General features: G+C 68.4%; 31 protein-coding genes. 15 read left to right on the top strand and 16 right to left on the bottom strand.

What is annotated here, in order from left to right; translation table 11 throughout:
- Nucleotides 1-31 precede the first annotated feature (31 nt).
- From PX52LOC_RS22940 to PX52LOC_RS22930, 4 genes are all read left to right on the top strand, one after another.
- Nucleotides 32-388, top strand: coding sequence for a hypothetical protein (locus PX52LOC_RS22940; RefSeq protein ID WP_149112280.1), 357 nt, complete (start codon nucleotides 32-34; stop codon nucleotides 386-388).
- Nucleotides 385-591: a hypothetical protein gene (locus PX52LOC_RS22935; protein ID WP_149112279.1), complete on the top strand. Its 207-nt coding sequence runs from the start codon at nucleotides 385-387 to the stop codon at nucleotides 589-591. The genes PX52LOC_RS22940 and PX52LOC_RS22935 overlap by 4 nt, the downstream gene beginning before the upstream one ends.
- 42 nt (nucleotides 592-633) lie before the next feature.
- Entirely contained in the window at nucleotides 634-807 is a 174-nt protein-coding gene (locus tag PX52LOC_RS40855; protein WP_168219152.1) for a hypothetical protein, read from the top strand.
- Between the two features lie 105 nt (nucleotides 808-912).
- On the top strand, nucleotides 913-1149 hold the full coding sequence (locus PX52LOC_RS22930; RefSeq protein ID WP_149112278.1) for a hypothetical protein: 237 nt from the start codon (nucleotides 913-915) through the stop codon (nucleotides 1147-1149).
- A gap of 22 nt (nucleotides 1150-1171) precedes the next feature.
- On the opposite strand, the gene PX52LOC_RS22925 is transcribed toward PX52LOC_RS22930, so the two are convergent.
- The 4 genes from PX52LOC_RS22925 to PX52LOC_RS22910 all read right to left on the bottom strand — a co-directional run bounded on the left by PX52LOC_RS22925 (nucleotide 1172) and on the right by PX52LOC_RS22910 (nucleotide 4508).
- The gene (locus PX52LOC_RS22925; RefSeq protein ID WP_149112277.1) at nucleotides 1172-1603 is read right to left on the bottom strand and encodes a hypothetical protein; all 432 of its coding nucleotides are present in this window, start codon (nucleotides 1601-1603) and stop codon (nucleotides 1172-1174) included.
- 445 nt (nucleotides 1604-2048) lie between these two features.
- Nucleotides 2049-2321 (bottom strand): hypothetical protein, encoded by a 273-nt coding sequence (locus PX52LOC_RS22920; RefSeq protein ID WP_149112276.1) that lies wholly within the window; start codon nucleotides 2319-2321, stop codon nucleotides 2049-2051.
- 107 nt (nucleotides 2322-2428) lie between these two features.
- A complete protein-coding gene (locus PX52LOC_RS22915; RefSeq protein WP_149112275.1) occupies nucleotides 2429-3175 on the bottom strand; it encodes a sensor histidine kinase in 747 nt (248 codons plus the stop codon).
- Between the two features lie 502 nt (nucleotides 3176-3677).
- Nucleotides 3678-4508, bottom strand: coding sequence for a transglutaminase-like domain-containing protein (locus PX52LOC_RS22910; protein ID WP_149112274.1), 831 nt, complete (start codon nucleotides 4506-4508; stop codon nucleotides 3678-3680).
- A 263-nt stretch (nucleotides 4509-4771) separates the two neighbouring features.
- On the opposite strand from PX52LOC_RS22910, the gene PX52LOC_RS22905 reads away from it, so the two are divergent.
- The 4 genes from PX52LOC_RS22905 (at nucleotide 4772) to PX52LOC_RS22895 (ending at nucleotide 7405) form a co-directional block, all read left to right on the top strand.
- Nucleotides 4772-5692, top strand: a complete 921-nt coding sequence (locus PX52LOC_RS22905; RefSeq protein WP_246173446.1) for an acyl-CoA desaturase — start codon at nucleotides 4772-4774, stop codon at nucleotides 5690-5692.
- A 618-nt stretch (nucleotides 5693-6310) separates the two neighbouring features.
- Nucleotides 6311-6484, top strand: a complete 174-nt coding sequence (locus tag PX52LOC_RS40850; protein ID WP_168219151.1) for a hypothetical protein — start codon at nucleotides 6311-6313, stop codon at nucleotides 6482-6484.
- 179 nt (nucleotides 6485-6663) lie between these two features.
- Nucleotides 6664-6915: a hypothetical protein gene (locus PX52LOC_RS22900; protein WP_149112272.1), complete on the top strand. Its 252-nt coding sequence runs from the start codon at nucleotides 6664-6666 to the stop codon at nucleotides 6913-6915.
- 175 nt (nucleotides 6916-7090) lie between these two features.
- Nucleotides 7091-7405, top strand: coding sequence for a hypothetical protein (locus PX52LOC_RS22895; RefSeq protein WP_149112271.1), 315 nt, complete (start codon nucleotides 7091-7093; stop codon nucleotides 7403-7405).
- A gap of 266 nt (nucleotides 7406-7671) precedes the next feature.
- On the opposite strand, the gene PX52LOC_RS22890 is transcribed toward PX52LOC_RS22895, so the two are convergent.
- The gene (locus tag PX52LOC_RS22890) at nucleotides 7672-8028 is read right to left on the bottom strand and encodes a hypothetical protein (RefSeq protein ID WP_149112270.1); all 357 of its coding nucleotides are present in this window, start codon (nucleotides 8026-8028) and stop codon (nucleotides 7672-7674) included.
- Nucleotides 8029-8511: 483 nt separating this feature from the next.
- Here PX52LOC_RS22890 and PX52LOC_RS22885 point away from each other — a divergent pair, with 483 nt between their 5' ends.
- Together PX52LOC_RS22885 and PX52LOC_RS22880 are read left to right on the top strand one after the other, a co-directional pair.
- A complete protein-coding gene (locus PX52LOC_RS22885) occupies nucleotides 8512-8925 on the top strand; it encodes a hypothetical protein (protein WP_149112269.1) in 414 nt (137 codons plus the stop codon).
- 896 nt (nucleotides 8926-9821) lie between these two features.
- Nucleotides 9822-10061: a hypothetical protein gene (locus PX52LOC_RS22880; protein ID WP_149112268.1), complete on the top strand. Its 240-nt coding sequence runs from the start codon at nucleotides 9822-9824 to the stop codon at nucleotides 10059-10061.
- Between the two features lie 130 nt (nucleotides 10062-10191).
- On the opposite strand, the gene PX52LOC_RS22875 is transcribed toward PX52LOC_RS22880, so the two are convergent.
- Together PX52LOC_RS22875 and PX52LOC_RS43420 are read right to left on the bottom strand one after the other, a co-directional pair.
- Nucleotides 10192-11901: an FG-GAP repeat domain-containing protein gene (locus PX52LOC_RS22875; RefSeq protein ID WP_149112267.1), complete on the bottom strand. Its 1710-nt coding sequence runs from the start codon at nucleotides 11899-11901 to the stop codon at nucleotides 10192-10194.
- Nucleotides 11898-15197: a serine/threonine-protein kinase gene (locus PX52LOC_RS43420; protein ID WP_149112266.1), complete on the bottom strand. Its 3300-nt coding sequence runs from the start codon at nucleotides 15195-15197 to the stop codon at nucleotides 11898-11900. Before PX52LOC_RS43420 ends, PX52LOC_RS22875 begins: the two co-directional genes overlap by 4 nt.
- Before the next feature lie 235 nt (nucleotides 15198-15432).
- Here PX52LOC_RS43420 and PX52LOC_RS22865 point away from each other — a divergent pair, with 235 nt between their 5' ends.
- The 3 genes from PX52LOC_RS22865 to PX52LOC_RS22855 all read left to right on the top strand — a co-directional run bounded on the left by PX52LOC_RS22865 (nucleotide 15433) and on the right by PX52LOC_RS22855 (nucleotide 19261).
- Nucleotides 15433-15717 carry a hypothetical protein gene (locus tag PX52LOC_RS22865; protein WP_149112265.1) on the top strand — a complete coding sequence of 95 codons (285 nt, stop codon included), beginning with the start codon at nucleotides 15433-15435 and terminating at the stop codon, nucleotides 15715-15717.
- Between the two features lie 295 nt (nucleotides 15718-16012).
- On the top strand, nucleotides 16013-17767 hold the full coding sequence (locus tag PX52LOC_RS22860) for an ABC transporter ATP-binding protein (RefSeq protein ID WP_246173445.1): 1755 nt from the start codon (nucleotides 16013-16015) through the stop codon (nucleotides 17765-17767).
- A gap of 813 nt (nucleotides 17768-18580) precedes the next feature.
- The gene (locus PX52LOC_RS22855; RefSeq protein WP_149112263.1) at nucleotides 18581-19261 is read left to right on the top strand and encodes a hypothetical protein; all 681 of its coding nucleotides are present in this window, start codon (nucleotides 18581-18583) and stop codon (nucleotides 19259-19261) included.
- 359 nt (nucleotides 19262-19620) lie between these two features.
- Here PX52LOC_RS22855 and PX52LOC_RS40845 read toward each other — a convergent pair whose 3' ends face one another.
- Both PX52LOC_RS40845 and PX52LOC_RS22850 read right to left on the bottom strand, forming a co-directional pair.
- Nucleotides 19621-19758: a hypothetical protein gene (locus PX52LOC_RS40845; protein ID WP_168219150.1), complete on the bottom strand. Its 138-nt coding sequence runs from the start codon at nucleotides 19756-19758 to the stop codon at nucleotides 19621-19623.
- A gap of 140 nt (nucleotides 19759-19898) precedes the next feature.
- Nucleotides 19899-20306: a response regulator gene (locus PX52LOC_RS22850; protein ID WP_149112262.1), complete on the bottom strand. Its 408-nt coding sequence runs from the start codon at nucleotides 20304-20306 to the stop codon at nucleotides 19899-19901.
- A 151-nt stretch (nucleotides 20307-20457) separates the two neighbouring features.
- Between PX52LOC_RS22850 and PX52LOC_RS22845 the strand changes: the two genes are divergently transcribed.
- Entirely contained in the window at nucleotides 20458-20958 is a 501-nt protein-coding gene (locus PX52LOC_RS22845) for a helix-turn-helix transcriptional regulator (protein WP_246173444.1), read from the top strand.
- A gap of 4 nt (nucleotides 20959-20962) precedes the next feature.
- Here the strand turns inward: PX52LOC_RS22845 and PX52LOC_RS22840 are convergent, their stop codons facing one another.
- The gene (locus PX52LOC_RS22840) at nucleotides 20963-21163 is read right to left on the bottom strand and encodes a hypothetical protein (protein ID WP_149112261.1); all 201 of its coding nucleotides are present in this window, start codon (nucleotides 21161-21163) and stop codon (nucleotides 20963-20965) included.
- Between the two features lie 363 nt (nucleotides 21164-21526).
- The gene (locus PX52LOC_RS22835) at nucleotides 21527-21757 is read right to left on the bottom strand and encodes a hypothetical protein (RefSeq protein ID WP_149112260.1); all 231 of its coding nucleotides are present in this window, start codon (nucleotides 21755-21757) and stop codon (nucleotides 21527-21529) included.
- A 165-nt stretch (nucleotides 21758-21922) separates the two neighbouring features.
- On the opposite strand from PX52LOC_RS22835, the gene PX52LOC_RS22830 reads away from it, so the two are divergent.
- Entirely contained in the window at nucleotides 21923-22117 is a 195-nt protein-coding gene (locus PX52LOC_RS22830; protein WP_149112259.1) for a hypothetical protein, read from the top strand.
- A gap of 555 nt (nucleotides 22118-22672) precedes the next feature.
- On the opposite strand, the gene PX52LOC_RS22825 is transcribed toward PX52LOC_RS22830, so the two are convergent.
- The 5 genes from PX52LOC_RS22825 to PX52LOC_RS22810 form a co-directional block, all read right to left on the bottom strand.
- Nucleotides 22673-22957: a GlsB/YeaQ/YmgE family stress response membrane protein gene (locus tag PX52LOC_RS22825; RefSeq protein ID WP_149112258.1), complete on the bottom strand. Its 285-nt coding sequence runs from the start codon at nucleotides 22955-22957 to the stop codon at nucleotides 22673-22675.
- 221 nt (nucleotides 22958-23178) lie between these two features.
- Nucleotides 23179-23508, bottom strand: a complete 330-nt coding sequence (locus PX52LOC_RS22820; protein WP_149112257.1) for an ArsR/SmtB family transcription factor — start codon at nucleotides 23506-23508, stop codon at nucleotides 23179-23181.
- A 334-nt stretch (nucleotides 23509-23842) separates the two neighbouring features.
- A complete protein-coding gene (locus PX52LOC_RS22815) occupies nucleotides 23843-24124 on the bottom strand; it encodes a DUF1653 domain-containing protein (protein WP_149112256.1) in 282 nt (93 codons plus the stop codon).
- Nucleotides 24121-24297: a hypothetical protein gene (locus PX52LOC_RS40840; RefSeq protein WP_168219149.1), complete on the bottom strand. Its 177-nt coding sequence runs from the start codon at nucleotides 24295-24297 to the stop codon at nucleotides 24121-24123. The genes PX52LOC_RS22815 and PX52LOC_RS40840 overlap by 4 nt, the downstream gene beginning before the upstream one ends.
- Nucleotides 24298-24452: 155 nt before the next feature.
- Entirely contained in the window at nucleotides 24453-24995 is a 543-nt protein-coding gene (locus PX52LOC_RS22810) for a hypothetical protein (RefSeq protein ID WP_149112255.1), read from the bottom strand.
- Nucleotides 24996-25088 lie beyond the last annotated feature (93 nt).

Genomic DNA, 25088 nt, shown 5'->3' with positions numbered 1-25088 from the left:
TCCCGCGGGAGCCGGCGAACGAAGGAACCTGATGAGCAATCACAACCGCATCGTGGCCCACATCCGCATCACCAATCGCGAAGACGTGCCGGCGAAGTACGTCCAAAAATACAACGCCCTCAACGCGAAGTCTCAGGCATCGATCTGCGGGGGTGATGGGCTGCTGCTGCACGTGATGGCTCAGAAGCTCTCCTACGTCCACAACCTCGGCGGCAGCGTCGTGACGTTCGGACCGAAGGCGACCAAGCGGGTCGTGGCGAAGCTCGATGAGATGGGGCTGAACGCCGTCGTCGAGTTCGGCCGCGTGTGGGCGGACGAGACGGGCGACACCATCGTCACCGACCGCGTGAACCAGAAGCGTTACGCGGCGGCCGTCGCCGGGGCGTGAACGGCCGTCTGCCGCCGGGCGACGCCGAGATTGTCTCCGCTCGCCACCGCGCGGACGCGGTGGTGGGCGAGCAAGCGCGGTTGTTGACTTGCATGGAAGAGATGTTGCAGTTGCAGCGGGAGCAGTTCGCGGTAATCCGGGCGTTACTCGCCCGGGTCGATCAACTCGAAGTCGAGGTGCGGCGGATTTCCCCCTCCGGGTGACGGTGCACGGCCTCGCGGACGCCGTTCCCTTGGCGAGGTGGTATGAGCGACCCGAAGAAGAGCAGCGCCTGGGCCGCGTTTGAGGCCCGCCAGCGGCGGGAACGCCGCGCGGCTCACCCGCCGTCGTGGGGGTGGGCGAAGGCCGTCGGCGTCGTCGTGATCGGCGTGGGGCTGGGGGCGCTGGCCGTCTATCTGTTCGGCCCGGCCGCGAAGTAGGCGGCCGTGGTCTGCGGACGGCCTCTCGGAATTCGCCGATGAATCCGAACGCCCCGCGGGCACTCCGCTCGGGCGTGGTGGCACAAATAAAAGGGAGATACGGACGTGGGCGACGACATTCAGACGGGATCTTACGCGGTGCGGGATTCACAGAATAAGCCGCGGACCGTCCTCATCCTGACCCTTCGGACCGAGCGCCCGTCGGCCGACGGCCCCGGGTACCAGTTCGGCGACGCCCGCCACTTGCTGGACGGCAAGGGGGTGAGCCGCATCGAGAAGGGCCTGTACCAGGTGGACGAGACGGGCGAGTACCTGACCTCCAACGACCCCGTGGCCCCGTAGCCGCGACTCGTGAAGCCTCCGGTTAGCCCGCCAGCACCGCGTCGGCGTCGAACCCCGAGCACACTTGCGTGGCGAGGGCCGCCTGGAGATCGGAGGACGCCGCCTCGGTCGGCGGGCTTAATGGGTCGCCGGACCGGGTCGCGGCCCACCCGGCCCAGACGAACCCCGTGACGACATCCACCGGCGGACCGAGGCCGCAGGGCGGCGGCACGGCCTCGAAGGCCCACGTGTACCCGTCCTCCCCGCCCGTCATCACCGGGCCGAGGGCGTACCCGCCGGCCGTGAGAAGGGCGCGGGCGACCTCGACCGCCTCCCGTGCCATCGGCCCGTACCCTTCGTTCCCGAAGGCGAGGACGGACCGCGATCGCGCGACCGGCACCGCCCCGCGTTGGGCGGCGAATAACTCGACTTGGATGGCCGCGGCCAGTTTCCGCAGGTCGGTCGGCGGGAGCACGGGAGTCCTCAAGTTCGGGGCCTGCCCCGGCCGACGACGAAGCGCAACGACGGCAAGAGGGGCCGGAGAGTATCACCGGCCCCTCTTGCCGGGTCAAGTGGAGTCGTACCGTCGCCGGGCCGAACCCTCCCCGCTTCTCGTCGGCCTACCGGGGACCGAAGCCGTCGCGGCTGATGCCCCCCCGTCTCGGTTCCCCCTCGGCTTGGCGACGTTGACCGCCAGCGTGCGGACGTCGCGTTCCGCCCAATTCATCGCGCGGCCGGTTTCCCGGTCGATAACGAGCCGAACCTCGGCCGCGGCCCCGTGGCGCGCGAACGCTTCCCGCAACGCGACCCGATCGCCCCAGCGAATTGCACCGCCCAACTGAGTTCGAAGGCGGAAGTTGCAACGGAATCCCGTCCGTCCGTGTACGCAAGACTACCCCGGACACTGCCGAGGTATGGGCTTACACTTCGACCCAGGCCCCTTCGCCGGCGGCCGCCACGTCGCCGTCGGCGTACACTCGGAACCGGAAATGCTGGCCGGATTCCGCGCCGAGGTTCGCCATCATCTGGTGGGCTTGGCCAACACTCTTCGCGTTCCTCGTGCGGTACACGCCGACGGCACCGTTCTGTCCGTCGGACCGCCGGTGCGAGAACCCCCGGAGCCGCATCTCGCGGTCGAGCAACCGGGACGGCTTTCCGGCCTGGTCCGTCACTTCCACGTTAACACCGGCCATGAAACACGTCCTTTCACCGACGAGATTCGATCACCCGGCTCCCGTCGGGAGGCGCGGGGCAACCCGGCCCCGCCTCGATCCGTTTCGGAAAACTTCGCGAGCAGGCGTCACGTCAGAAAATCGTCGCGGTCGTACCGGGGCAAGGTGATGACGACCTCGGTCCCCTTGCCGTCGTCCGACGTGACGGTCATCGTGCCCCCGCTCTGCCGGAGGAGCAACCGCACGACGGGCAGGCCGACGCCCAGACCGGCGTCGCGGACGGGGGCGGCCCGGGACAGGAGTTCGAACTCGTCGGCCGAATGCCACGCCGGAAGGCCCATCCCGTTGTCGGACACCCGGACCTCGTAGTCCTCGGCCCGCGCCGCCACCGCGACCCGGACCCACGACTCGGCCTTGACCGGGTCGCGGTACCGGAGGGCGTTCGAGAACAGGTTCTCGACGACGTTCCGCAGCCGGGCTGGGAACCAGTCCACGACCTCGCACGCCAAGTCCAACCGGAGGGCGACGTTCGGCCGGCCGGTCATCAGTTGCTGCCACCGGAAGACCTTCTCCAGGAGCGGGCGGACGGCGATCGTCACGACCTGGTCGAACGCCGGGTGGAACGCCGGGGCGTCGCGCAACTCGCGGAGCGTCCCGATCAGGCCGCCGACCACGGCGGCGGCCTTCTCCAGCCCGCCCGGCGTCGGCGACGGGTCGTGGCAGAAGGCGAGGAGGCGCTTCAGCCCGTCGCCCAACTCTTGCCGGAGGAACCCGGTCTGCTTCCGCAGGCGGTCGACCTCCATCTCGAGGTCGGCGACGTAGGCCAAGACGCGGTGCAGGTCCGGCGGTCGGGCAGTCTGGTCGGCAGGATTCACGGGAGCCTCTTGGCAAGGAATGCCGTGCGGGGACGTGGCGGCTCTTGGGCCGACGGTGGTTTGGCGATCACACGGGCACCGGGGCCGGTTAGGGGGACGAGCGGAGGTGATCGAAGGGTGCGAGACGATCGGGGCCCGGCGGGAGGGTCGCGGCCGAGGGCGAGTGTACCGCCGCCGGGGGACGCGCGTTCCGCCGGGCAAGGTCGTCGCACACGTCGGCCCACCGTTGTTTCGTCTCAAGGTCGTCGAGGATGATCTGCCAATGGGACGAGGGGACGTCGCCCGGGATCACAGGATGGGGCACATGGCACACTTTCCGGCGGCGAGGTCGTGGCGGGGGTTCCGACCATCGGCCTACTCCACTATCATACGGCCGCGCGGGAGGGGCGGGGGCATTCCGTCTCGGAATCGTCCAACTATCCCCGGCACGGGCGCCCGTGCCGGGGTCCATCGGAGCGACGCCGCGGGGCGATCGAGCCCTCACCTCCGCCCCCGACCGGGGTCACGCACCGCCCGGGGCGAAGGCGGGGAGTTCCACCGTCCCGACGCGGAACGATTCCAACCGGTTGACCCCGAAGGCCGTCGTCAGGGCCACGTCGGCCGCGTCCCGCCCGCAAGCCATGAGGACGCGGCCGATCCGCGGGACGTTGTGCCGGGCGTCGAAGGCGTACCACCGGCCGCCGAGGTACACTTCGAACCACGCGCTGAAGTCCATCGGGGCCGTGTCGATCGGCACGCCGATGTCGCCCAGGTAGCCCGCGCAGTACCGGGCCGGGACGTTCAGGCACCGGCACAGCGTCACCGCCAGGTGGGTGAAGTCGCGGCACACCCCCACCCGTTCGCGGAAGGACTCCAGGGCCGTCCGGTTCGCCCGGGCCTGGAGGTAGTCGAACCGGATGTGGCCGTGGACGAAATCGCAGATGGTTCGGACGAGCGGCCACCCGGCCGGCAGGTGGCCGAACATGGCCCAGGCGGTTTCCTTCAGTTCGCTGTCCACCTCGCAGTAGCGGCTCGGCAACAAGAACAACAACGTATCGTCCGGCAGGTCTTGCACCCGGTGGTGGTAGGCCGTCCAGTCTTGAGGGTCCGGGAAGCCGACGTCCTCGACGACCGCGGCGTGCCGGAAGACCGCCCGGCCGGCGGGCATGAAGACCCGCGAACAGTGGTTGCCGTGAACGTCCCGGTAGTGCGCGACCGGCACCGACGGTTCGACCGACAGTTGCTCGGCCCGGCGAACCCGCGGGCTGACGGACGGGTGCAAGTTCAGCATCAGGACCACGGCGGCCGGTTCGGGGAAGGCCAGCGCGATCTCGCAATCGACTTGGATCAGCATTTCGAGCTTTCTTCCCGGCCGGCGATCGGCGGTGGAGCGGGAGTGGAAAGGAAGTCCATCACCGGGCACGGGAGATGTGCCGGACCCAGGGGCGGACGGAGGTGAGGCCGGGAGGGGAGGGGGAATTGTAGCCGGGTTCGCGAGTACAAAGCGGAAAAATTGCGGCCCCAGCGCTCATCCGCCCCTCCCTCGCCGTGGGCCATCGGGGGCGATGTCGTAGCATGAAGGAGTATCAACCCGGTCGGTCGCACAGGGCTTTTCGCTTGAGTTCGATCCCGCACCCGAAGAACCACGGCCGACTCTCCCTCGGCGGGCGGATCGCCACCTTCCTCGGCGTCACCGTCCCGATCGCCGGTTTGGCCGCCGCCGCGGCGGCCGCGTGGGGGTGGGGCTTCCTCCACTGGGCCGACGTCGCGATGTTCCTCGGCATGTACGCCCTCACGGTGGTCGGCCTGACGGTCGGGTTCCACCGCCTCTTCGTCCACCGCTCCTTCGAAACGTACCTGCCGGTTAAAGTCGTGCTGACGGCCCTCGGGTCGATGGGCGTGCAGGGCACGATGATCCACTGGGTCGGCCTGCACCGGTGGCACCACCGGCACAGCGACGCCCCCGAGGACGTCCACTCCCCGCACCACCAGGGCCGCGGCGTTTTCGGCTTCCTCCGAGGCTTCTGGCACGCGCACATCGGGTGGGCCTTCCACGCCGACCCGCCCGCCCTCGACCGGTACGTTCGCGACTTGCACAAGAGCCCGACGCTGCGGGCGACGAGCGCCCTGTTCCCGGCGTGGGCGGTCCTCGGGCTGGCGATCCCCGCGGCCGGCGGGGCGTTGCTGACGGGCACGTGGGTCGGGGCCGGGACCGGCCTGCTGTGGGGCGGGTTGGTGCGAATCCTCGCCGTCCACCACGTGACGTGGAGTATCAACTCCGTGTGCCACCTCTGGGGCCGGCGGCCGTACGCGACCGGCGACGGGAGCCGGGACAACCTCGTGATGGGCTTCCTGGCGTTCGGCGAGGGGTGGCACAATTCGCACCACGCCTTCCCGACGTCCGCCCGGCACGGCCTGCGGTGGTGGCAACCGGACCTGAGTTACTGGGTGATTCGGAACCTGTCGCTCGTCGGCCTGGCCTGGAACGTGAAGGTGCCGTCGCGGCAGGCGCAAGCGGCCAAGCGCCGCTCGAATTGACCGCCGTGGCCTATGCGTGCCGTGTCAACTTGGAACACATTGGGGATTCGGTCCAAGAGAGAAATCAACAGCCGCGTCCTCTCACCCCTTCCCGAGCACGCCGTCGACGACCCAGCACCCGCGGACGTGCGGCCCGTCGCCCCGGCAGTGGGCGAGGAAGTGAGACTCTCCACATCAACTCGGCAACGGCCCCCCGCCAGCGGGTGCTCACCACCCGTGAATCGAGTTTTCTGGCCCCCGGCGTAGCCACTGTCGCCACGCTACTGCGGCCGTCGCCAGGACTGCCCCGACGATCATCCGCGGCAACACGGTCGGTGCACCAGCCACTACGGTCCGGGGTGTCGGGAGTTTCCCGATCCCAATGTCGGGGCGGGGCGTGGTACGGGAATCGCACGCGAATCGAGTCCACCCTCCGGGGTGGCCCGGCGACGGGGTTCGGCCCCGTGCCGCAGTCGTGGCAAGCGGCGAGTGCCTGAGGCCAACCGACCCTCTCGTTGGGCGAGGTCGGCCCCTAACCACCGCTGCCCGTCCCGGCTGCACCTTATGCCGGGCCGAGCGGGCCGCGACTTGGGGGCCGGCCTGCGCCAGTGGCCAACCCTCACCTTCCCGAGGCGGGTTATGCGATGCAAGATCGTATTGCTCTTGGCTCTCGCCGTAGGATCCACAGCGCGCCGCTTGCCGGACCCCGACGAGATCACGCCGGCCCTTGCCGCCCAGCGCGAAGCCCGGGCGGAACAGGAGGCCGAGCAAGCCCGTGAATTGGCTAAGACGAAGCGGCAGGGCTACGATTGATCGCCGCCCGCCCACGGCGGAGGGCGACGGATTGCGCCGCCGGCGGGTCCGGGGTCGTCAACGGCGTCCCAAAGCGGTCAGGGCGTCACCGGCGAGCCCTCGCTCACTCCGGTCTTCTCTCGCCGGCCAATTCCGTTTCAGGACGTGAATCTGATTCTTCCGCTTCGGGAGGGCGAGCCATGTGGTTCCGAACCTGTGCCGTCCGGTGGGGCGTCCTCGCCGCCGCATTCGGCGGTGGGACGTGGTTCTTCAGCATGAACGCCGCCGCCGAGCGCACGCTGCGGAACGCGGTGGCGGAGTCCGCCCGCCTTGACGAGCGGCTCGCTATCGTCCTGGAGGTCGAGGAGTCGAGGGTCGCGGCGGGGCGGCCGCGGTTCCGCGCGGCGAGTTGGGGTGAAGCCGACAGCCCGCTCGCCGTCGCCCGGCCGTAACGTTCGGCCCACGCGAGCGGAACCGTAGTCGTGAATGACCGGTCGCCGGTCGGGCGTCAAGAGTGACCGGGGCGTGAGGGCGTGCCGCTACCGCCGTCCGGGTCGGTTCGGGGGTGATTGACTCCCCGCCCGTGGCCGGGTACGCTCTCCCCACCCCTACGAATCGGACCGGCCCATGAAACACCTCCCCCTTCCGCTCGTGGCCGTCGCTCTGGCGGCGGCCGGCTGCGCGCCGCCCGACCCGGCCCTGAACACGGACGTGCCGACTGAGAAGTTCATCCGCCTGCTGGAGACGGCCGACATCCGGATGGTCGCCGTCACTCACGCCCAGCACTTCGACCTCGAAACGGCATCGGGCAAACAGTACTCGGGAACGTACGACTTCCGGCGGGCCGGCAAGTACTCGGAGCACAAGAGCGCGCTCTCCCTCGCGAACCACATCCTGCTTGAGGTCCGGGGGCTCAAGGACGTCCCGGTCGCGACGGAGTGACCGTCCGGTCCGTCACGTCGAACGTCTTCGACGGCCCGGCACGATTCGCTGTCGGGAGCGTCTCGTTCGATTGCGAGTTGTTCATGCAGGGGATCGACCACAAGTGGCACGGGAAGGCCGATCTGTGTTGTCCGAGCGTGCCACCAGCAGCTGCTGGTGAGGCGCGAACGGGTCACGGGTAACGGGCCAGTGGGCGCGTGTCGTCAATCCATTCGCTCGTCTCTGAACCAACAAACTACCGGAGCACGCGGCCGCAACGCCCAACGCTACTCCGAGCGGCCGCGTGCGGCTTCCATTCCCCGGGCGAGCGACACCGTGATGAGTTCACCGGCCTCGGGCGTGATTGCTCGCGCGGCGACCAACTGGCCGACCAGTTCGGCGTACGCCGTCAATTCTTCCGGCCGCGCGTGTTGCGGCGGCTCCCACGTCCGCAAGAACTCGGCCAGGTTGACGTAGAAGGAGTAGCTCGGTGAGCCCACGGGTGTCGCCTCGCGGACGACGGCCAAGGCGTCTTCGAGCGTTTGGGCGGCGGCGAGTCTGAGATGAAACCGCTCCCACGCATGACGGGCGAGTAAGGCCTGATTGAACCCGACTTCGATCGTATCTCGTTGGCTTTCCAGCATGCGACACCATCCAAATCCAAAGGATGGCTCACGCGGAAGCCGCGGTCTACCGCAATCCTTTGACTTTGCAGGTGTTAGGCCGGGGATGAAAAATTGAGGGTTCGCCGTTGACGTAGGCCAGGCCCTCAAGGCACGTCCCGCTCACCAGTCGACAAGGAAGTGGGACCGGTGCGGGATGCGGGGGTTAGTCGTTCACATGATTGGGAAACGACAGCCACTCACCGCTAGGCACGACTGCGACCGATGAAATCGACCGAACCCCGTCGCCGGATCACCGGAGTGAGCCGATACTGTAACAGGTGAAACTTCGTGTTCAATCGGAACAAGCAGGATTTCGCTGAATTTGCTGACATCCCCCGCGCCGCAAGCCGGAGTGAGGGCATGCGTCCGATTTCGGATGCCAACTGTACCAATTCCGACGCCGGTACAGGGCTGACGTCATCCGTTCTCGTCCCGCCGGCATCACAGTGGGATGCTCGACGGATGCTCGACGACTCATCAAGCATACAACTTGCCGATAACTCCGATTGCGGCACGCTGTCCGAGTCGCACAGCGATCGGTCCACAAGTAATTGCTCTCTGGTTGTCACGAGAGTCATTGATTTCAAGGGTGTTTCGCGTCGGCTGCCGTTCGACCGCACCTCCGGCAAGATTGCGATGCGTTTCGACCGCACATTCGGCCGGGTTGCGGCCGCACGGTTGCGGACGAAATCACACCTCATTTCCTGGCGATCGACCTCTTCGCCGAGTTTAGAGCACTTCGGTACCTGCTTCGGAAGAGTTGGGCCCCTTTCTCGCCCGATCGGAGTGTGCGAATCGTTCACTCGCCAGATTCGTCCCTTCTGCCCGGTGGGAGGCTACTACCGCTTCGCGGTCGGCGACATTCGTCGCCACTGACCTCTTCCCCACAGTTTCTAGACGGGATCGCGGATCGAGGTCCTGTCGACCGGGCGTGTGGAGAACGGGCTGCGAAACTCAGAGCGGTGGGCGTACCGACACCGGGCTTCCGGGTCATGGCGACCGAGAACCCGGTGATGGGTCTGCGAACACTCTGGAGGGAGCCGCGACCGCCGAGGATGGTTGATTAACGTGATTACCCCGTTGCCACCGTCATCACGCCAGAAGGGCCCGCCGTAGTGGGCCGAACGCGGGGTCGTGTACTGACCTCACCCCGCCGTCTGGAAGTTGTCGTGGCTTACCCTACTACGCCGGTTAGCCCTGGTATTGCTCGCGGGCCCGCAAGCCCGCGTGTTCGGACGTTGCCCAATCCGGGGGCTGGTGGTTGGGATTGGTCGAACCGATTCGCCGCAGTATTCCGCTACGGGTTCAGTTCGACGAAACCAGAAATGTGAGTGGCCGGTTGCGAAGGTCGATCGCTGGGGTATGATCCCCGCATCGAGTCCTTCACGACACTGTTCCCACTCGATCGGGCCCCGGACGTTGCTAGCGTCGCGGGGCCATTTTCATTTCCGCAAGAAGCCTATCACCGACGATTTTTCTCAAGGCTGAGTGGGCGACCGATTCTCAATTCTGAGAATACTCGACCGTGGTATGACATCGTTAAACCATCGATCCGGAACATCGTGCGCGTTCGCGACCGGCTGACGTTGGCCAAGCCGCCGCGACCGTCCACGTCTGGTTTCCGTCGCCATCGGCAGAATTCCAGCAGCACCCGGGGGCTGACGTCCCCCGGTTTACACACGACGGGATCGGACGATGCCACTAGACTTGCCATCAGCGCCACGGCATGCGCCGCAAGCGTGATGAAGTCCATCGAATTGGGAGGGTCCGCCATGCCACCCAGCAAGATGAAACGAACGCGGGCCGAGCGACGGGAGCAGTTGGAACGGTTGAGGGCGGCCCGGAACGCCGAGATCGACCGACAAATGATGGTGTACTTCTTCTCGAAGGGCCTGGACCCGACGCGGAAGCCGGGCGTGGATGTCGTCGAGTTGATCTTGAACGAGGAATACGGCCCGGCCGTCGCGAGCCAGGAGGGACTACTCGCGGACGACTGGCAGATGATCTTCTGAGAGGAGGTACGGCGTGGGGGCTTCCGGTTCGACGGCACGCACGAAATGCTCGCCGCGAAGCCCCGCGGCCCGTCTTGGCCTCAAGCGTGGGTCGGATTTGATGTCCTCGGCGATAAGAGGTTTTGCGTCTTCACCGGGCACTCGGTGCGGCCCATAAAAAGTTCTCCTCAGAATTCCGCCCGAGTTCGAACGGCCGCCCCTTCGAACTCGGGCGGAGCCGCACGCCCCACAAGAAACCAAGCGCGGCGGTGGGAACGGCGTAGCGGCTCAGAATCTCGCCGGGTTCTTCGGGAGCGAACGCGATCACCGCCGCGTCTGTCGCGGGTCGATCACCCTGCTCGATGTTCGGGGCGTGCTCGGCCGGCACGATGACGAGGGCGTCCCTCGAAGGGGGCGTAGGCGTACCGCGACTTTCGGTCGGCCCGGCGGGCTTCCCGCTTGGTTGGGACGCCGGGGCCGCGTTCGGCCGCAGGGCCTCTCGCAAGAGACGGTCCAGGTCCAGGTACCACTCCTCCCACCGTCGAACGGCCTCGGCCTCGTTCGACGACGGGTCGGTCGGATCAAGAGCCGCCCCCCAGGCGGCCACGAACTCAAGAGGCGGTTCGCCCGGGGCCGCCCGCACGTCGGCCGCGGTTTGGGCCTGGCCCCCCGGGCGGGGGCTGACGGCCGGAACGGGGGCCAAGGCGTTCGTCGCGGTACCGACGTCAAAGGAGAGGTGGACCGCCGCCAGTTGAACGGTCGACGGGCCGTCGGTCGGCCCGACCCCGACGGACGGAACGTCTTGCAGGGTCACAACAGTCGGCCGGCCCGACCCGCGGCCCGCGAGGTACACGTCGAAACCGGTCGCCCCGCGGGTCGCGGCCGCCGCAGTGAATGGGCCGCCCGCGGCGAGAGACGCCTGCCGAACCGAATACGATCCGTCGGCCGTTCGGCCCGCCAGCGCCACTCGACCGGACGCCGTCACGAGGACCAACCCGGCACCCGCTTGAAGAGTGACGGGAGCCAGGCCAATGACCGTTTCGCCCGGGCCGGCCGAAAGGATGGGCCGGACCCCGATCGCAGGGTTGTTCAGGTCGAACCCGAACACGTTTCCGGACCCGTCCGTGATGAACCCGGTGCTCGTGACGGGGCCGAAGACCGGCCCAGTCGTCCCGGCGGCCGGTAGGAGCAAGGCGGCGGCCGACGGCGGGTCATGAAACTGCCCGTCGCCGAGGCCGCGCAGGACCGCGAGGGCGTGACTACCGCGGTTGAACACGATGAGGTCGGGCCGGCCGTCGCCGGTTTGGTCGCGGAAGAACAGGTCCGTGGGCCCGACACCGGCGGACGGCAACCGCACCGCGAGGGCCGGCGCCCACCGGCCCGCAATCACCTGCCCGAACAGGACGCTCACGTCGTTCGAGCCCTCGTTGGCGGTCAGGACGTCGGGAATAGTATCGTCGTTCACGTCGGCCACCAGCAAGCCGCGGGGGTTGGCCCCGACCGGGTATTCGCCAACGGGATCGAAGGCGTTCCCCGGTCGCCCGGCGTACACCCGCACCTCGCCCCCGCCGTTCGCGACGATCAGATCCGGGTACCCGTCCGCGTTGAGGTCCGCCACCCGCACGGCGGTGGGCTCTTGAACGCCCGCCGTGGCCCGGAACGATTCCGCGAACGTGCCCGTGCCGGGGGTCCGGAGCCAGACGCGGACGTCGTCGGCCGCCGGGTCCGCCGCCACCACGTCGGGGGTGCCATCGCGGTTGAGGTCGGCGACTTCCAGGGCGACGCCGGGTGGTCCGCCGGTCCAGCCGGCCGGGCAGTCTAGTTCCTCCAGTTGTGCGAGGCGTAATCGAACCCGGGTCATCGCGAAGGCTCCGGCGGGCCGGCGAGTGAACGCTCGATCTGTTGAAAGAGGTCGTACCGCAACAGGGGCGCGAGGACCGGGTCCGGTTTCACGCGGGCCTGCCAGAAGTCGTTCCGGTCCGCCACCGGCGTTGCCGCCACGGCCCCGCGGACCGCCGCGGCCACGGCGGCCAGGGCCGTCACGCCGTCGTCGGCCGGGAGGTCGTTCTGCTTGGCTAACCCGGCCTCGGTCGTGAGCCGCTGCCGGGCGAGGGCCCGCGTTCGCGCGATGAGTAACCACTGCCGGGCGGTCGGCGTCCCGCGGGCGGCCTCCTCAGCGTCGGCCAGGCCGGCCGCGATGAGGCCGACCTTCACCCGGGCCTCGGCCCGCCCGCACCGGGCGTCGGCGTTCTTCGGGTCGGCCGCCACGACCGCCTCATAGTCCACGACGGCGAGCTTCGGGGCGTCCGTCAGCAGGTACACGCCCGCCCGCCCCAGGCGGGCCACCGCCCGGTCGGCGGGCGTGGCCGAGGCGTTCAAGGCCAGGGTGTAGGCCGCGATCGCGTCCGGGTACCGCCGCTGCTGGGCTTGCAAGAGGGCCTGCAAGACGTAATCGGCGGCCGTGGCCGCCCCCGCCAGGCGGAGGTACTCGTCCAGCGCCTTGACCGCGTCTTCGGATTGCCCCTGCTCGGCCAACACGCTCGCCCGCAATCGGTGCGCGGCCGGGTCGTTCGGCACCGCGGCAAGGGCTCGATCGACCGCGGCCAGGGCGGCCTTCGGGGCGGACCGGCGGTCGAGTCTCGCCACCTCCAGTTCCGTCTCCGCGACCACGTCCGGGCCGGGCTTTAACGCCAACACCGCCGCGAAGTCCTCCCGGGCGGCCGTCGGTCGTGCGGCCGCCAGCACACGGCCGCGGTCGAGGTACAAGGCCGACATTCCCGGACTCAGGCCGATTGCTTCGGTCAGTACGGTGGTGGCCGCCGCGGCATCGCCCCGCCGCCAGCACGCCGTGGCCAACGATCGGTACGGGGCGGCCACCGTCGGCCGCAGGGCGATGGCCCCGCGCAGGTCGGCTTCCGCGCCCGCCAAGTCGCCGGCGGCCATGCGGTGGATGCCGCGGTTATTGAGGCCCAGGAAGCGGACAAGGGGGTCGGCGGTTCGTGCCAACGCGGCGTCGTAGTCGGCGAACGCCCGGGCGAACGCCATCTGTTCGCCGTGGGCGAAGGCGCGGTAGACGCGGGCCAGGTCAAAGTCCGGCCGCAGGGCCAGGCACGCCGTGAACGCTTCCGCCGCGCGGCCCATCTCCCCGCTTCGGACCCGCGCCACCCCGCCCAGGTACAGCGCCCAAAAGTGGTTCGACTCGGTTTGCTCGACGGCGTCCGCCGCGGTCACGGCGGTCGGGAGATCGTCCCGCCGGTACGCCGCGAGGGCGGTCGCGAACAGATCCGCGGGGTGGTCGGTCGTAAGCCGTGCCGCCCGCGCCTGGTAGGCGTCGGCCGCCGGGCGGTCGCCCCGTTTCTTGCTGAGTTCGGTCAATCGGGTCGCCACGCCCCGGACCGAAATGCCCCCCGGCAGGAGGTCGGCCGCGGCCAGACAGTCCGGCCGGGTTTCGGCGAGGACGAGTAATAGTTCCTGGCAGACGGTCGCGGCCTCGTCCCGGTCTGCCCGGGACAGGTGGCCGAATCGCCCGGGGTCGGCGAGGCGGACCGGGGGCGGGTCCCGAATCGTCAGGAACTGAGCCAGCCCGGCCGTGGCCGCGGCGGCCGCCTTCGCCCGGTTCTCGGCCGGGTCGTTCCCCGTGAAGAGCGTGGCGAAGAAGAACGCCTCGTCCCGCGAGCGGCGCAACTGGGCGAGGGCCTCCCGAGCCGCCCCCGCCGCCTTGCGTTCCCCCAGTTCGGCCTCCAAACTGGTCAGTTCGTGGGCAAGAGGTGGGGCCGCCTGGCCCCGTTCGGCCAACGCGAGGAGCGCGACGTACTCCGCCCGGGCGTCGTCCAATCGCCCGGATTCGCGCAACCGCCGGGCCTCGGCCAGCCGCCGTTCGACATCCGCCCGAACCCTCTCACGTTCGGCGAATTCGATCAACTGGTCTTTCGCCCGGTCGGCTTCCAGGGACTTGTAGGCTGCGAGCGCGACGCCCCCCACGCCCAGGCCGACGAGCGCGACCGCCGCGGCCACAACCCCGGCGGCGGCGGCGCGATTCTTTCGCACCCACCGGGCGATCTGCCGGCGGACGGGCAGAGGGCGGGCGGTGACCGGTTCGCCCGCGGCGAACCGCCGCAGGTCGCCGGCCAGTTCGGCGGCCGTCGGGTACCGGTCGGCGGCGGCCTTCTCCAGGCACTTGTCGCACACGGTCGCCAGGTCGCCGGGCACCCGGGGGGCGACCGCCCTCAAGCGCGGCGCGTTCCCCTCGGCGACGGCCGCGATCAGGCTAAACGTCGAGTCCGCCGTGAACGGCCGGCGGCCGGCCAGGGCCTCGAAGAGCATGACACCGAGGGACCAGACGTCGGCCGTCGGGCCGACCCACTTCGTCCCCCCTCGGGCCTGCTCCGGGGCCATGTACCCGGGCGTCCCCATGACCGCCTGGGTCGTGGTCAGGTCGACCCCCCGGTCCCGCTTCGCCAGCCCGAAGTCCGTCACCTTGACACCGCCGGCCTCGTCGAGGAGGACGTTGCCCGGTTTGAGGTCGCGGTGAACCACCCCCACCGCATGGGCCGCGGCCACCCCCTCGGCCACGCCGGCCAGGAGCGTCGCGACTTCGACCGCGAACTCGGCGCGGGAGCGGTCCAGGCGGTCCAAACGCTCGCCGAGGTGGCCGCCGTCGAGAAGCTCGATGGCGAGGTAGGGGCCGCCGCCGTGTTCGCCGTAGGCGTAGACCTGCGCGACGTTGGGGTGATGGACGGCGGCCATCGCCTCCGCCTCGGCCAAGAATCGCGCCTTGGCGGGGGCCGACGTGACGCCGCCCAAGAGCATTTTCAGGGCGACCGGCCGGTTCAAGCCGGCTTGCCTCGCGAGGTAGACGACGCCCATCCCGCCCCGGCCCAGTTCGCGCTCGATCTCGAACCCGGGCGGCGGGCTGGCGCACGGCCCCGGTGCGACCGGTCGGGGCGTCCCGGTCCCCCGGCCGGTCGTCGAACCCGCGGGTTCGGGCGGTTGCGGCTTGACGGCTTGGACCTGAGTTCGCGACCATTCGACCGAATCCCCGGCCGCGCGGGGCCGTCCCAACACCGGCGGGGTGTACGACTCGGGGTGTTCACCGCACGCGGCACGAGCCGGTGAAGCCTGGGCATCGTCGGCGGCGTTGGGAGTGGGGTCCGTCAAGCAAACCTCGGGTCCGGAGGGGCATGTGCCCGGTAGAACCGCCGGCCGTGTTCAGGTGGCCCGGGGCGTTCGATTCGATTTCGAACGCGAAGGTGGGGAGTCGACGTCCGGCCTCAGAGTTTTCTACGGGGAGGCCCGACGTTGGAGACCCGTCCGCCGCGAAAATTGATACCACCCTGCGGAATCGCTATGTTGCTCCGCGCGTGGGCCCAGCTCGGCGGGCCTCGGTTCTGGTATGTTTCACCTGTTTCCCGCAGTCCGGGCTACGGCCGAGAAAGACCCGAAGTTGGCCGCCCGTGCGGATGAGATCATCACGACCAAGAGGATGATTCTTCCCCCGAAACCGCTCCCGCTGATGGCTGAGGAGGTTGTGAAGAGCCTGATGGCCGAGATGAGCGAGCACGGACCGACTCTAACGCAAATTGAGGGGGAGAAGCTGGTCGATGTGCCGGCGGACGAGCAGGTGTGGTGTCAGGAGTCGCGGAACGGTCATGGGGCGGCACACCGGTCAGGATTTTAGGGCGAGCGGACAGCGTAGAGGAATTCCCTGGTTAGAATCCGCACTTCACGCGGGACGGGCACGGGAACAGTTGTTCGCGAGAAAGGAGCGAAACGCGGGAGCCTTACGCCCTCGGGGCATCAGAAATGCGGAGGTGCCGCGTAAGCAGATCCTCCCCGTTTAGAGGCCCTGCCGTCTTTCCCGACACCCGCTCACGCACGCAGGAAATTCCATGTCAACGGACGGGCCGGGACGAGGCTTACGGTTTCGCCAAGAGGTTCGCGAACTCATTCTCAATGCGTACTCCTCCTGGAGGATGGTCCCCCGCCGACAGCAGTTCGCCCTGACAGGGGCGTTCGTCCTCATGGCCCTCGCCGGCGTCGCGGGCACCTGGCTCCCCTTGCTGTCCGGCAAGATCGTGGACCGGGTGCAGTCCGGGGTCGCGGGGGGCGAGCCACGGGCGGCCATCTTCGCGGCGGTCGCCGTCCTACTCGCCGGCATAACCGGCCTCGTGTTCGCCCGCGAAGTCTTGGGCGTCGTGCGGCGGTACCTCGTCGAGAAGGCGTGCACCCGGATCGAGCGGGAGACGACCGTCGAGGTGGTCCGCCGCCTCATGCAGGCCGACCTTTCCGCCCTGACGCACGAAAAGGTCGGCGCGCTCCACGGCCGGGTCTTTCGCAGCGTGGGCGGGTACATGCGGCTCCTGCGGCTGTCGTTCCTGGAGTTCTTCCCCGCCGTTATCGTCGGCACCCTGTCCGTCGGCGTGGCCGTCGCGAAACAGCCGCTCCTCGGCCTGGCCATGGGCGGCATCATTCCGCTGTCGCTCGGCCTGACCGTCTGGCAGCTGATCTCCCAGCGGCGGGTCCGCCTGCAACTGTTGCGGGTCCACGAGGAAATGGACGGCACGGTCGTCGAGCAACTCGGCGGCCTCGACTACATCCGGGTGGCCAACACCCACGCCTGGGAACTCGACCGGGTCGGCCGGGCGGCCGGCCGCAAGCGGGACAAGGAACTCGACCACCACATCGCCATGTCCTTCTTCGGGGCGGGCAAGGCCCTCGTGGAAGGGCTGTTCCACGTCGGCGTGCTCGCGTTCGCGTCGTACCTCGCCATCCACGGCGACATCACGTTCGGCGACATCCTCACGTTCTCGATGCTCTACCTCGGGGCGATGGCCCCGCTCAACGAGGTCCACCGCGTGCTCGACGAGGGCCACGAGGCGAGCCTGCAAGTCCTCGACTTGCAACGGCTCTTGGCGATGCCCCTCGACCGCTCCTTCGCGGCCCGGCCGCAACCGTTCTCGGAGGCGGAGGAGGCCGCGCCGGTCGTGAAAATTGAAGGCCTGCGGGTCGAGTACCCGGTGCCCGACGGCGGGCGGCGGGTGGTACTGGCGGACGTGAACCTGGAAGTGTACCCCGGAGAGACGGTCGGCATCGCCGGCAAGACCGGGTGCGGCAAATCGACGTGGCTGAAGGTCCTCACCCGCCTGCTCCACCCGGACGCCGGGCGCGTCTGGCTGAAGGGCCGGCCCATCGCCGACGTGGCCCGCGAGTCGATCAGCCAGCTCGTCGGGTACGTCGGCCAGAACCCGTTCATTTTCGCCGGGACGATCGGGGAGAACATCACGTACGGCCTCGACCGCGAATGCACCGAGGACGAGGTCCACGAGGCGGCCCGGCTGGCGGCCATCCACAACGAGATCGTGATGATGCCGAACGGCTACCGGTCGCCCGTCGCGGAGAAGGGTCAGAACCTCTCGGGCGGACAGAAGCAGCGGCTGGCGCTGGCCCGCGTCCTCCTCCGGAACCCGCCGATCCTGATCCTCGACGAGGCCGCCAGTGCCCTCGACCCGATCAGCGAGCGGATCGTGCAAAGGGCCATCGGCACGGCCAAGCGGGATCGGACGGTCATCATGGTCGCCCACCGCCTGAGCACGTTCGTGGACGCCAACCGCATCTTGGTCTTCGACGACGGGCGTGTTGTAGAGACGGGGTCGTACACCGATCTGATCTCGCAGAACGGCCTGTTCGCCGAGCTGGTGAAGTGCTCGGAAGTTACTCCGGCCACGTGAGGCATTTTTTCAGACTGTGCCCTATCCGGAAGTAGATCGCACTTGCGGTCAGGGGAGTGAACACCTCCCTTACGCCTCGGTCGAGAGAATCGAGCCAAGCGCACGCCTCGCCGCTGCCTTGTCGTCGATCACCCCGGGTGCCCATGCTGCCGGGGAACTCCCGTCCGGGCAAGCCAGTCGGGGTCCGCCGGTATGGGAATCGTCCCTGAGTCAAGTCCACCCATGCGGTGGCCCGGCGACGGGATTCGGCCGTCTCACCCCGACCGCATTCGTGGCAAGCGTCCAGTGCCAGGGGTCGGCCGAAGCTCTCGTTGGCGAGGTCGGTCCCTAACCACCGCTGTCTGTCCTGGCTGTACCTTATGCAGGGGCGAGCGGGCCGCGACTTGGGGGCCGGCGCGCGCCAGTGGCCAACCCTCACCTTCCCGAGGCGGGTTATGCGATGCAAGATCGTATTGCTCTTGGCTCTCGCCGTAGGATCCACAGCGCGCCGCTTGCCGGATCCCGAGGAGATCACGCCGGCCCTTGCCGCCCAGCGCGAAGCCCGGACGGAACAAGAGGCCGAACAAGCCCGGGAATTGGCCAAGACGAGGCGGCAGGGTTACGATTGATCGGCGCCGCCCACAGCCGGGGTGACGGGCCGTACGCCCGCGGGTGCGGGGTCGTCGACGGCGTGCTGGGGAGGGGGTGAGGGTGCAGGTGAATACCCGTTAGCCGGATTCCGCCAACGGGTAAACGCAAGGCGCTCTCAGAATTCGGATAAACTGTCGGTGTGGCCGATACTCCACCGCAATTGGACCGATGGAGAACTAGGTGATGCGTGCGGCGTGGGGCGAGCCGGGAGAGCTTGATCGCCTACGCTCCGCCACCGTCGAGGCGCGGCGGGCGTATTTCCACACCCTCGGGGAACCAGACCCGGACGTCTGGCTTGCGCTCGTCAACCCGGTCCTCGGAGAGGAGCCGGCGTGGCCCGGCCGGCCGGCGTGGCAGCGTATCCGCACGGCGGGACAAACCACGATCGTGAGTAGCGGCCTCACCGACCCGTTCCCATCCGCCGACGGTCCCAACCTTGGCCACGGCATTGAGGTCGCCCTCGTCACGAAGGACGCGATGACCCGCGACCTCGAGCCGTGTTGGCTGCTCGAACTGGCCCAGGAGTTGTCGTACCAAGCCGCCCGCGACGCCCGGTTTCACCTCCGGTACGCCAAGTTCGGGATGTTCCTGATGGGCGTACACAATGCGTCTTCGGTGTACGAGTCGTGGGCGGACGAGGGCGGGACGATGGGGTTTTTGCTCGGCCTGCCGACCCCGTCCGTCCCCACGGCGATCCCGCTCCCGATCGGGACCGCCACCCTGCTTGTGGCCAAATTGCTCACCCCGGCCGAGTACGCCTTCGTCGCCGCCCACGGGGTGAGCGGGGCACGGCATCTCGTCGAGCGGTTCGCGGTAGATGGCACAGATCACGGATCGTCTCTGGACCGTCGATCCGTGATCTAGGTCGATCATTCTCGCCGAGTCCCATAGGCGATAAAACCGAATTGATTACGAACTGTCATCGGACGACAGTTCGCTCGGACCGGAGCGACGGCGAACGGGGTCACCAGCCCAGGAACTTCTTCCGCGGGGGGTCGTTGCTCGTAAGCTCGTGTCGGTGCCGTCGTGGTGGTCGCTCACCGCGAGGCCGTCCTCGGTCACGACCTCGCGGCGCATGATTTCGTGAATGACCGACCCGTCTTAGTCGTGGGAGATGACCTCGTGGGCGTAGACGATGAGCAGGAGTCCGGCGCCCACCGGGTCGCGGGCGATGACCGACCCTAACCGCCGTCACGTCATTGTGGTGCTCTCACGTAAGCCGGCTACATGGCCGCCTCGTCCCTCTGCTTCGCCGCTCGGTTCTGATCTTCGGCACGCTTGACAGCGTCGGCTGCCTCTTGGTTCTCGATTCGCTCTTCGTCCAATAGCCTTTTGATTTCCTCCTTGACCGGTGCTTCCATTCCAGCCTTCGTCTGCCCGGGGGACGGTGGAGAGCTGCTCCCGGAGCATCCGGCCAGTGAAAAGGGAGCGTACAGGAAGAGAATACAGATCGGGTGCACTTGGGGAACTGAGGGCATCTTCGCGGGTAGGGGTTGGGGCGTCAAGCGAGGCCGTCCAACTGTCGGCGGCCGGCCCGGGTGCGGGTCGCCCACCGGAGGAGGTCCACGAGGACGTCGGCGGCGACCGGCTTGACGAGGTGGAACGGGATGTGCGCCCACCGCGACCGGCTACGGTTTACGTCCCCATCGCACCCGGTGATGGCGACCATGACGGGGCGAGGCCGGGTGGCCGCGAGGTGATTTGCCACTTCCCACCCGTCCATCCCGGGCATCAGGAGGTCGAGCAGGACGACGTCGGGCGGGGCCTCGGCCGCCATCTTGAGGGCGTCCGGGCCGTTATACGCCGTCCGCACAGGATACCCCTTGAGAGCCAATATCGTGGCCAACGAGTCGGCCGCGTCCGGGTTGTCGTCGACGATGAGAACGGAAAGGGATCGGCTGTCGGCCAAGGGAACGGTCTCCCGGGGCGATCGGCGGGGCGAGCTAGTGCCTTAATAGCACACCGGTGGCTCTACCGCCACGGCAATCGGGCGAGTGGCGTTCTGGCACTGAACGTGCAAGCGGTCGTGAAAATTCCCTCCCTTCTGACGAAGTTCTCCCGTGACCCAATTCGTGTCCCCCGTCACGCCCATGGTCCTCCGAATGCCACCCGGCGACGTCGCCCGCCGGGTCTCCGAAGGGGCGCACGGCATCATCGAACAGTTGGGCGTCATCGGTGGCACGGCCGAGATCCTGCGGATGACGCACGCCGCCGGGAGTGCCGCGGACCAGGCGGCAGAGAAAATCCTGCGGGCCTGCCAGCACGCCGCGGACGAGTGCCGGCGGTTGCGTGAGGACGTGGTCGCAACCGCCCACCCGGCCCCCGCCGCGGCCGGCGGTCCTACGCACTTCCTGGCCTCCCACACGTTGAGCGAGCGGGAGACGGCCGTAATCCGGAGCCTCGCCCTCGGGTACAGCAACAAGCAGATCGCCCAGCAAATGGGTGTGAGCATGAAGACGATCGAGACCTACAAGACTCGGGCGTTGGAAAAGCTCGGCGTCCGCACCCGCGTCGAGATCGTCCGGTACGCCGCCGGCCGCGGGTGGTTCAACGACTTGTGACGGCTCACCCCCGGTGCGGGGGCAGTCCCGCGGCCGCCATCGCCTCCGCCCACGACGGGCCAGCCCCGCGGACGTACCGCGTCCGCCCGGACGCGCTCATCACGCCGACCTCGCACACCGTCGCCCCGTCCCGGACGACGGACTCGGCGAACGCCGTGTGCCCCCACGTCTCTCCTGCCAGCTTCAACGCCTCGTCTTGGGTCATCCCGGCCTCTCGATCCGAACCCGTGAGCAAAACCACGGGGATGTGGTATCCGGCGTTCGGGCGCATGGCGTCGGGAACGTCCGCCCGTCTCGCGAGAACGGACCGGGGGCGGTCTAGGACGTGAGGGTTGGCCACTGACGCAGGCCGGCCCACAAGTCGCGGCCCGCTCGCCCGGGTCAATTCCCCCAGGGGACGGGCGGCGGCGGTTAGGGGCAGACCTCACGCAACGAGAGGCTTGGACTGCCCCAGGCACTCGCTGCTTGCCACGACTGCGGCACGGGGCCGAACCCCGTCGCCGGGCCGCACGTGGCGGACAGTTATGGTAGGCGTGGGGGGCGGGCCAAGAAGAACCTCGCCGCCGACTCACTTCACCCGCCCGGCGGTCACGGGGAGGATTTCGCCCGCCGCGGTCACTTCGAACTCGCCGGCCCGCTCGTCGTAGGCGGCGAGGGTGCCGAAGTTCGTTTGCAAGACGTACCCGACGGCGATGTCCGCTTCATAGCGGTACCGACAGGTGAGTGCGAACCGGCGGCCTGCTCCGTCCTGAACCAGCACTTGCTCACCGTCCGCGAACGGGAAATCTGGGGCGGCCATCGTTCCTACTCGCTTTCGTCGAATGCGGTGATTAAAGTGAACCGGCCCCGCGACCTGCTTTGGCGGCTGGTGACGTGGGGTCCGATCGCATCAACACCGCCATTCTAACGACGACACGGCGAGGCAGCCGGGACTTGCCGTCCAGTCATCGGCAAGGAGTCACCCATGCCGACTATCGCGCGCGTCGTTTTGGCCCTCTGTCTACTTCCCGTAATCGCCTTCTGCGCCTTCGGGTTCCTCGCGAGCTACGAGCCGCCGGGCTTCGTCCCCATCCGGATCGCGTATGCGGTCATCGGCCTCGCAGCCTTCGTCGGGGCGGGATTCCTGGCGTTCCGGCGGCCAACCCCTAGCTCGTCCTAAAGTGTGGCCCAGGACATGGCCGAGGTGCCCCACACGAGGGCGCGGCCGGCACTGACCGGAATGCGTTTCACGTAGGCCCTCCGTTAACCCACCTTCACGGTTGTCACCAACTCGCTGTCCGCGTCCACGGCCCCACTGGTCGTCGTGGCGCACGACATCAACTCCACGCCGTACGTGATCTCTTCGCCGCCCGGGACGACGGCCGACCGGGAGCGATGACAGGAGCGTGGGAAGAAAGCCCGGGCGACGGAGGCAGAGGTCGAGGACTTGGCCGCCCGCGTCGAGCGGGAGATTCAGGTCCGCGGCGGGGCGCGGCCGACGGCGAAGTGGATCAGCGAGATCGTCGCGATGCTGGGGTGGGTGCCGGGGGAGAGGTGAGTGTACGGCGGCCGACTTTCATCACGATGTGTGGCGGCTAAGATACCCTTGTTGACGCACTCGGACCCCGTGACACCAGCCGCCAAGCAGGTCACGGGGTCCGGTCGTTTTTATCGCGGCGCCGTCGCAAACTCAAACCAATTTTCGACGGCAGGGCGGACGAGAATGAGGGTGCGGTCAGATTGCGGGTTTGGTGCCGCGGAAGTATCGGACGATGGCGATAAGGGTGGACGCCCCGAGGAAGGCGACCAGAGTGCTTTCGACCAGCCCGGCCTCCGCCTGGACGATGAACCCGAACAGGAACCCGCCGACGAGCGCCCCGATTAGCCCCATAGCTAGGTCGCCAATCAGCCCGAACCCCTCGCCCTTCATCACTCGCCCGGCCAGGAAGCCGGCCACGAGGCCCACGATGACCCAGGCGATGATGCCGCCGGGGTTCAGAACGATCTCCGCGATGAGCATGACGCACTCCGAATAGGTTGCCGCACGGTTGGGTCGAACACCCGGCACGCTGGTTTACAACCTGGCGGCCTGAACACCTACGACATTCCAGTGCTAGTCCAATGCCGAGACCGCCTAGTTTTCATCCGCTTGCCCCGCCCGCTTGATGCTCGGCCCCTCTTTACCGAAGAAGATCGTGGGCAGCGACGGACCGCATCACGGCCAGGGACGGCCTGCCCATTTCAACTTCCCGTCATCCGCCCGATGCTGATCCGCCATCCGCCGAAGTGCAGAGTGCCGAGTTCGTCGTCCTTCCGGGACGGCACGAAGACGCCCTCTGCGAAGCTGTACGCGACCCGCCGCCCGTCCCTTGAGTTGGTCAACACCCCGGCGGCGCGAAGGCGGCCGAGGTGGTGCGAGACGTTGACGTAGGCCGCTCCGATCCGCCGCGCGAGGACTCCGACGGTACACGGGCCGCTCTGGGCGATCTCGTGGACGAGTTGGATGCGGGTGGCTTCCGACAAGGCCGTGAGTTGCTCGGCCAACGAGCGGGCATTCTGGTAGTCGGTCATGGGGTTCGGGAGCGGGACGGGCGAACGGAGGGCGATCCCGGAACCATACCCGCGCACGAGGCCGAGCACAACCCGGACGTGCGGGCCACCGCCGGTGGCGATTCTCTCCCCTTCGGCCGCCCGGTCGGGTATGCTTCACCCGCCGCCCGCCCGCGGTCCCGGCGACGGGGTTCGGCCCCGTGCCGCAGTCGTGGCAAGCGGTGAGTGCCGGCGGGCAATGCATTCTCCGCCTACCGCCGCAACCCGCTCCTCGGAAAATTGACCGGGGCGAGCGGGCCGCGGACTTGTGGGCTGGCCGGCGTCACAGGCGAACCCTCACCACCGGCCGCCCCGGTTACGCCGAAGCGTCGCCCTCCCTCGCGTCCCCGGAGTCCTCCGCAGGGAACTCGTCGCACGTCGTCCCGATGTACAGGAACCGGGCTACCGACCCGCCGCCCGGGACGTCCACCCGCGCCACGAAGTCGGCGACCGGCCGGACCCACGTCAGCCGTTCGCCGTACAACGCCCGGTACACGACGAACGCCTCCTTCGTCTCGTGATGGCAGGCGACATCGACGACCTCGTACTCCTGCCCCTTGAAGTGCCGGTACCGGCCGGCCTTGACCTCGTCTGTCATCGCGTGCGGTCCTTCGCTGGCATTTCGCCTTCGGCCGCGCTGTTCGCCTCCGGCTTCCCGCCCTTGCCCGTGCCGCTCGCCGGCGGGGCGGAAGCCTGGTCCCGCTCGTCCAGGTCCTGACGGCTTTCTTCGTCCCGCTTGCGGGTGTCCTGGGGTTGTCTACGCGCGTCCATGATCGGCTCCGGGGAAAGGGGAAGGGCTTCTAGGGAGAGTGGCAAAGGGTGTGCCCAACGATCAAGTGACGTCGTAGGGAGTGGCCCCCTCGCACAGAACTGGCCGAGTAAGGGCTCAACGGGTGGCCGGGATCGGTGCAGTTGCTGAGGCGTTGCTACCCCACCAGCCCACCAGGAACGCCGGACAGATCGGCAACCCGGTCCGCGGCTTCGGCGAACGACTCGCCATGCAGGACCGCCTCTGACAACTCTGCATTCACCCACCCCGGTAACTGGCCAAGGGACAAAGGGACAGCCGGCCGCGCGACCAAACGATACCCGTTCGGCCGCCCGCGGTCGTAGTCGTAATTGAACGCGAACAGCCCCCGCTCGGCCACTCGTACCCAGTCGCCCGTCCACTTGTAGCGGATGAGCACCTCCGCCTTTCCAGCCGTCGGCAACTCCCGCAGGAACCGGTCGAGTGCGTTGTAGGCTGCGAGGTCGCGGAAGACGGCCCGCGGGATCGGTCCCGGGCCGGCGGACGTGAACATGCCCACCCTCCCATGCGCGTCCGCGCCGAACCACATCACGTCCGCCCAGTCCGGGCGGACGCCCGCGGCTCCAGCGGCCCAAATGGCCTCGTCCCCCTGCCGCTTGCCGTGCTTCGCCACCGCCATGCCCTCCGTCACCGTCCCGGCGTTCAACTCGTGCTCGCGCAAGACGATATTTGTCCCGCAGTTGGAAACTCCCCTGCCTCGTGAGTCAAGAGATCGGAAGCGAGTTGAGCCATCCGTTGCCCCAGAACCGCCGAC

The sequence above is a fragment of the Limnoglobus roseus genome, from assembly GCF_008254045.1.
Lineage (GTDB): Bacteria > Planctomycetota > Planctomycetia > Gemmatales > Gemmataceae > Limnoglobus > Limnoglobus roseus.
The sequence above is the reverse complement of the archived record's forward strand: the minus strand, read 5'-3'. Positions and strand labels throughout refer to the sequence as shown.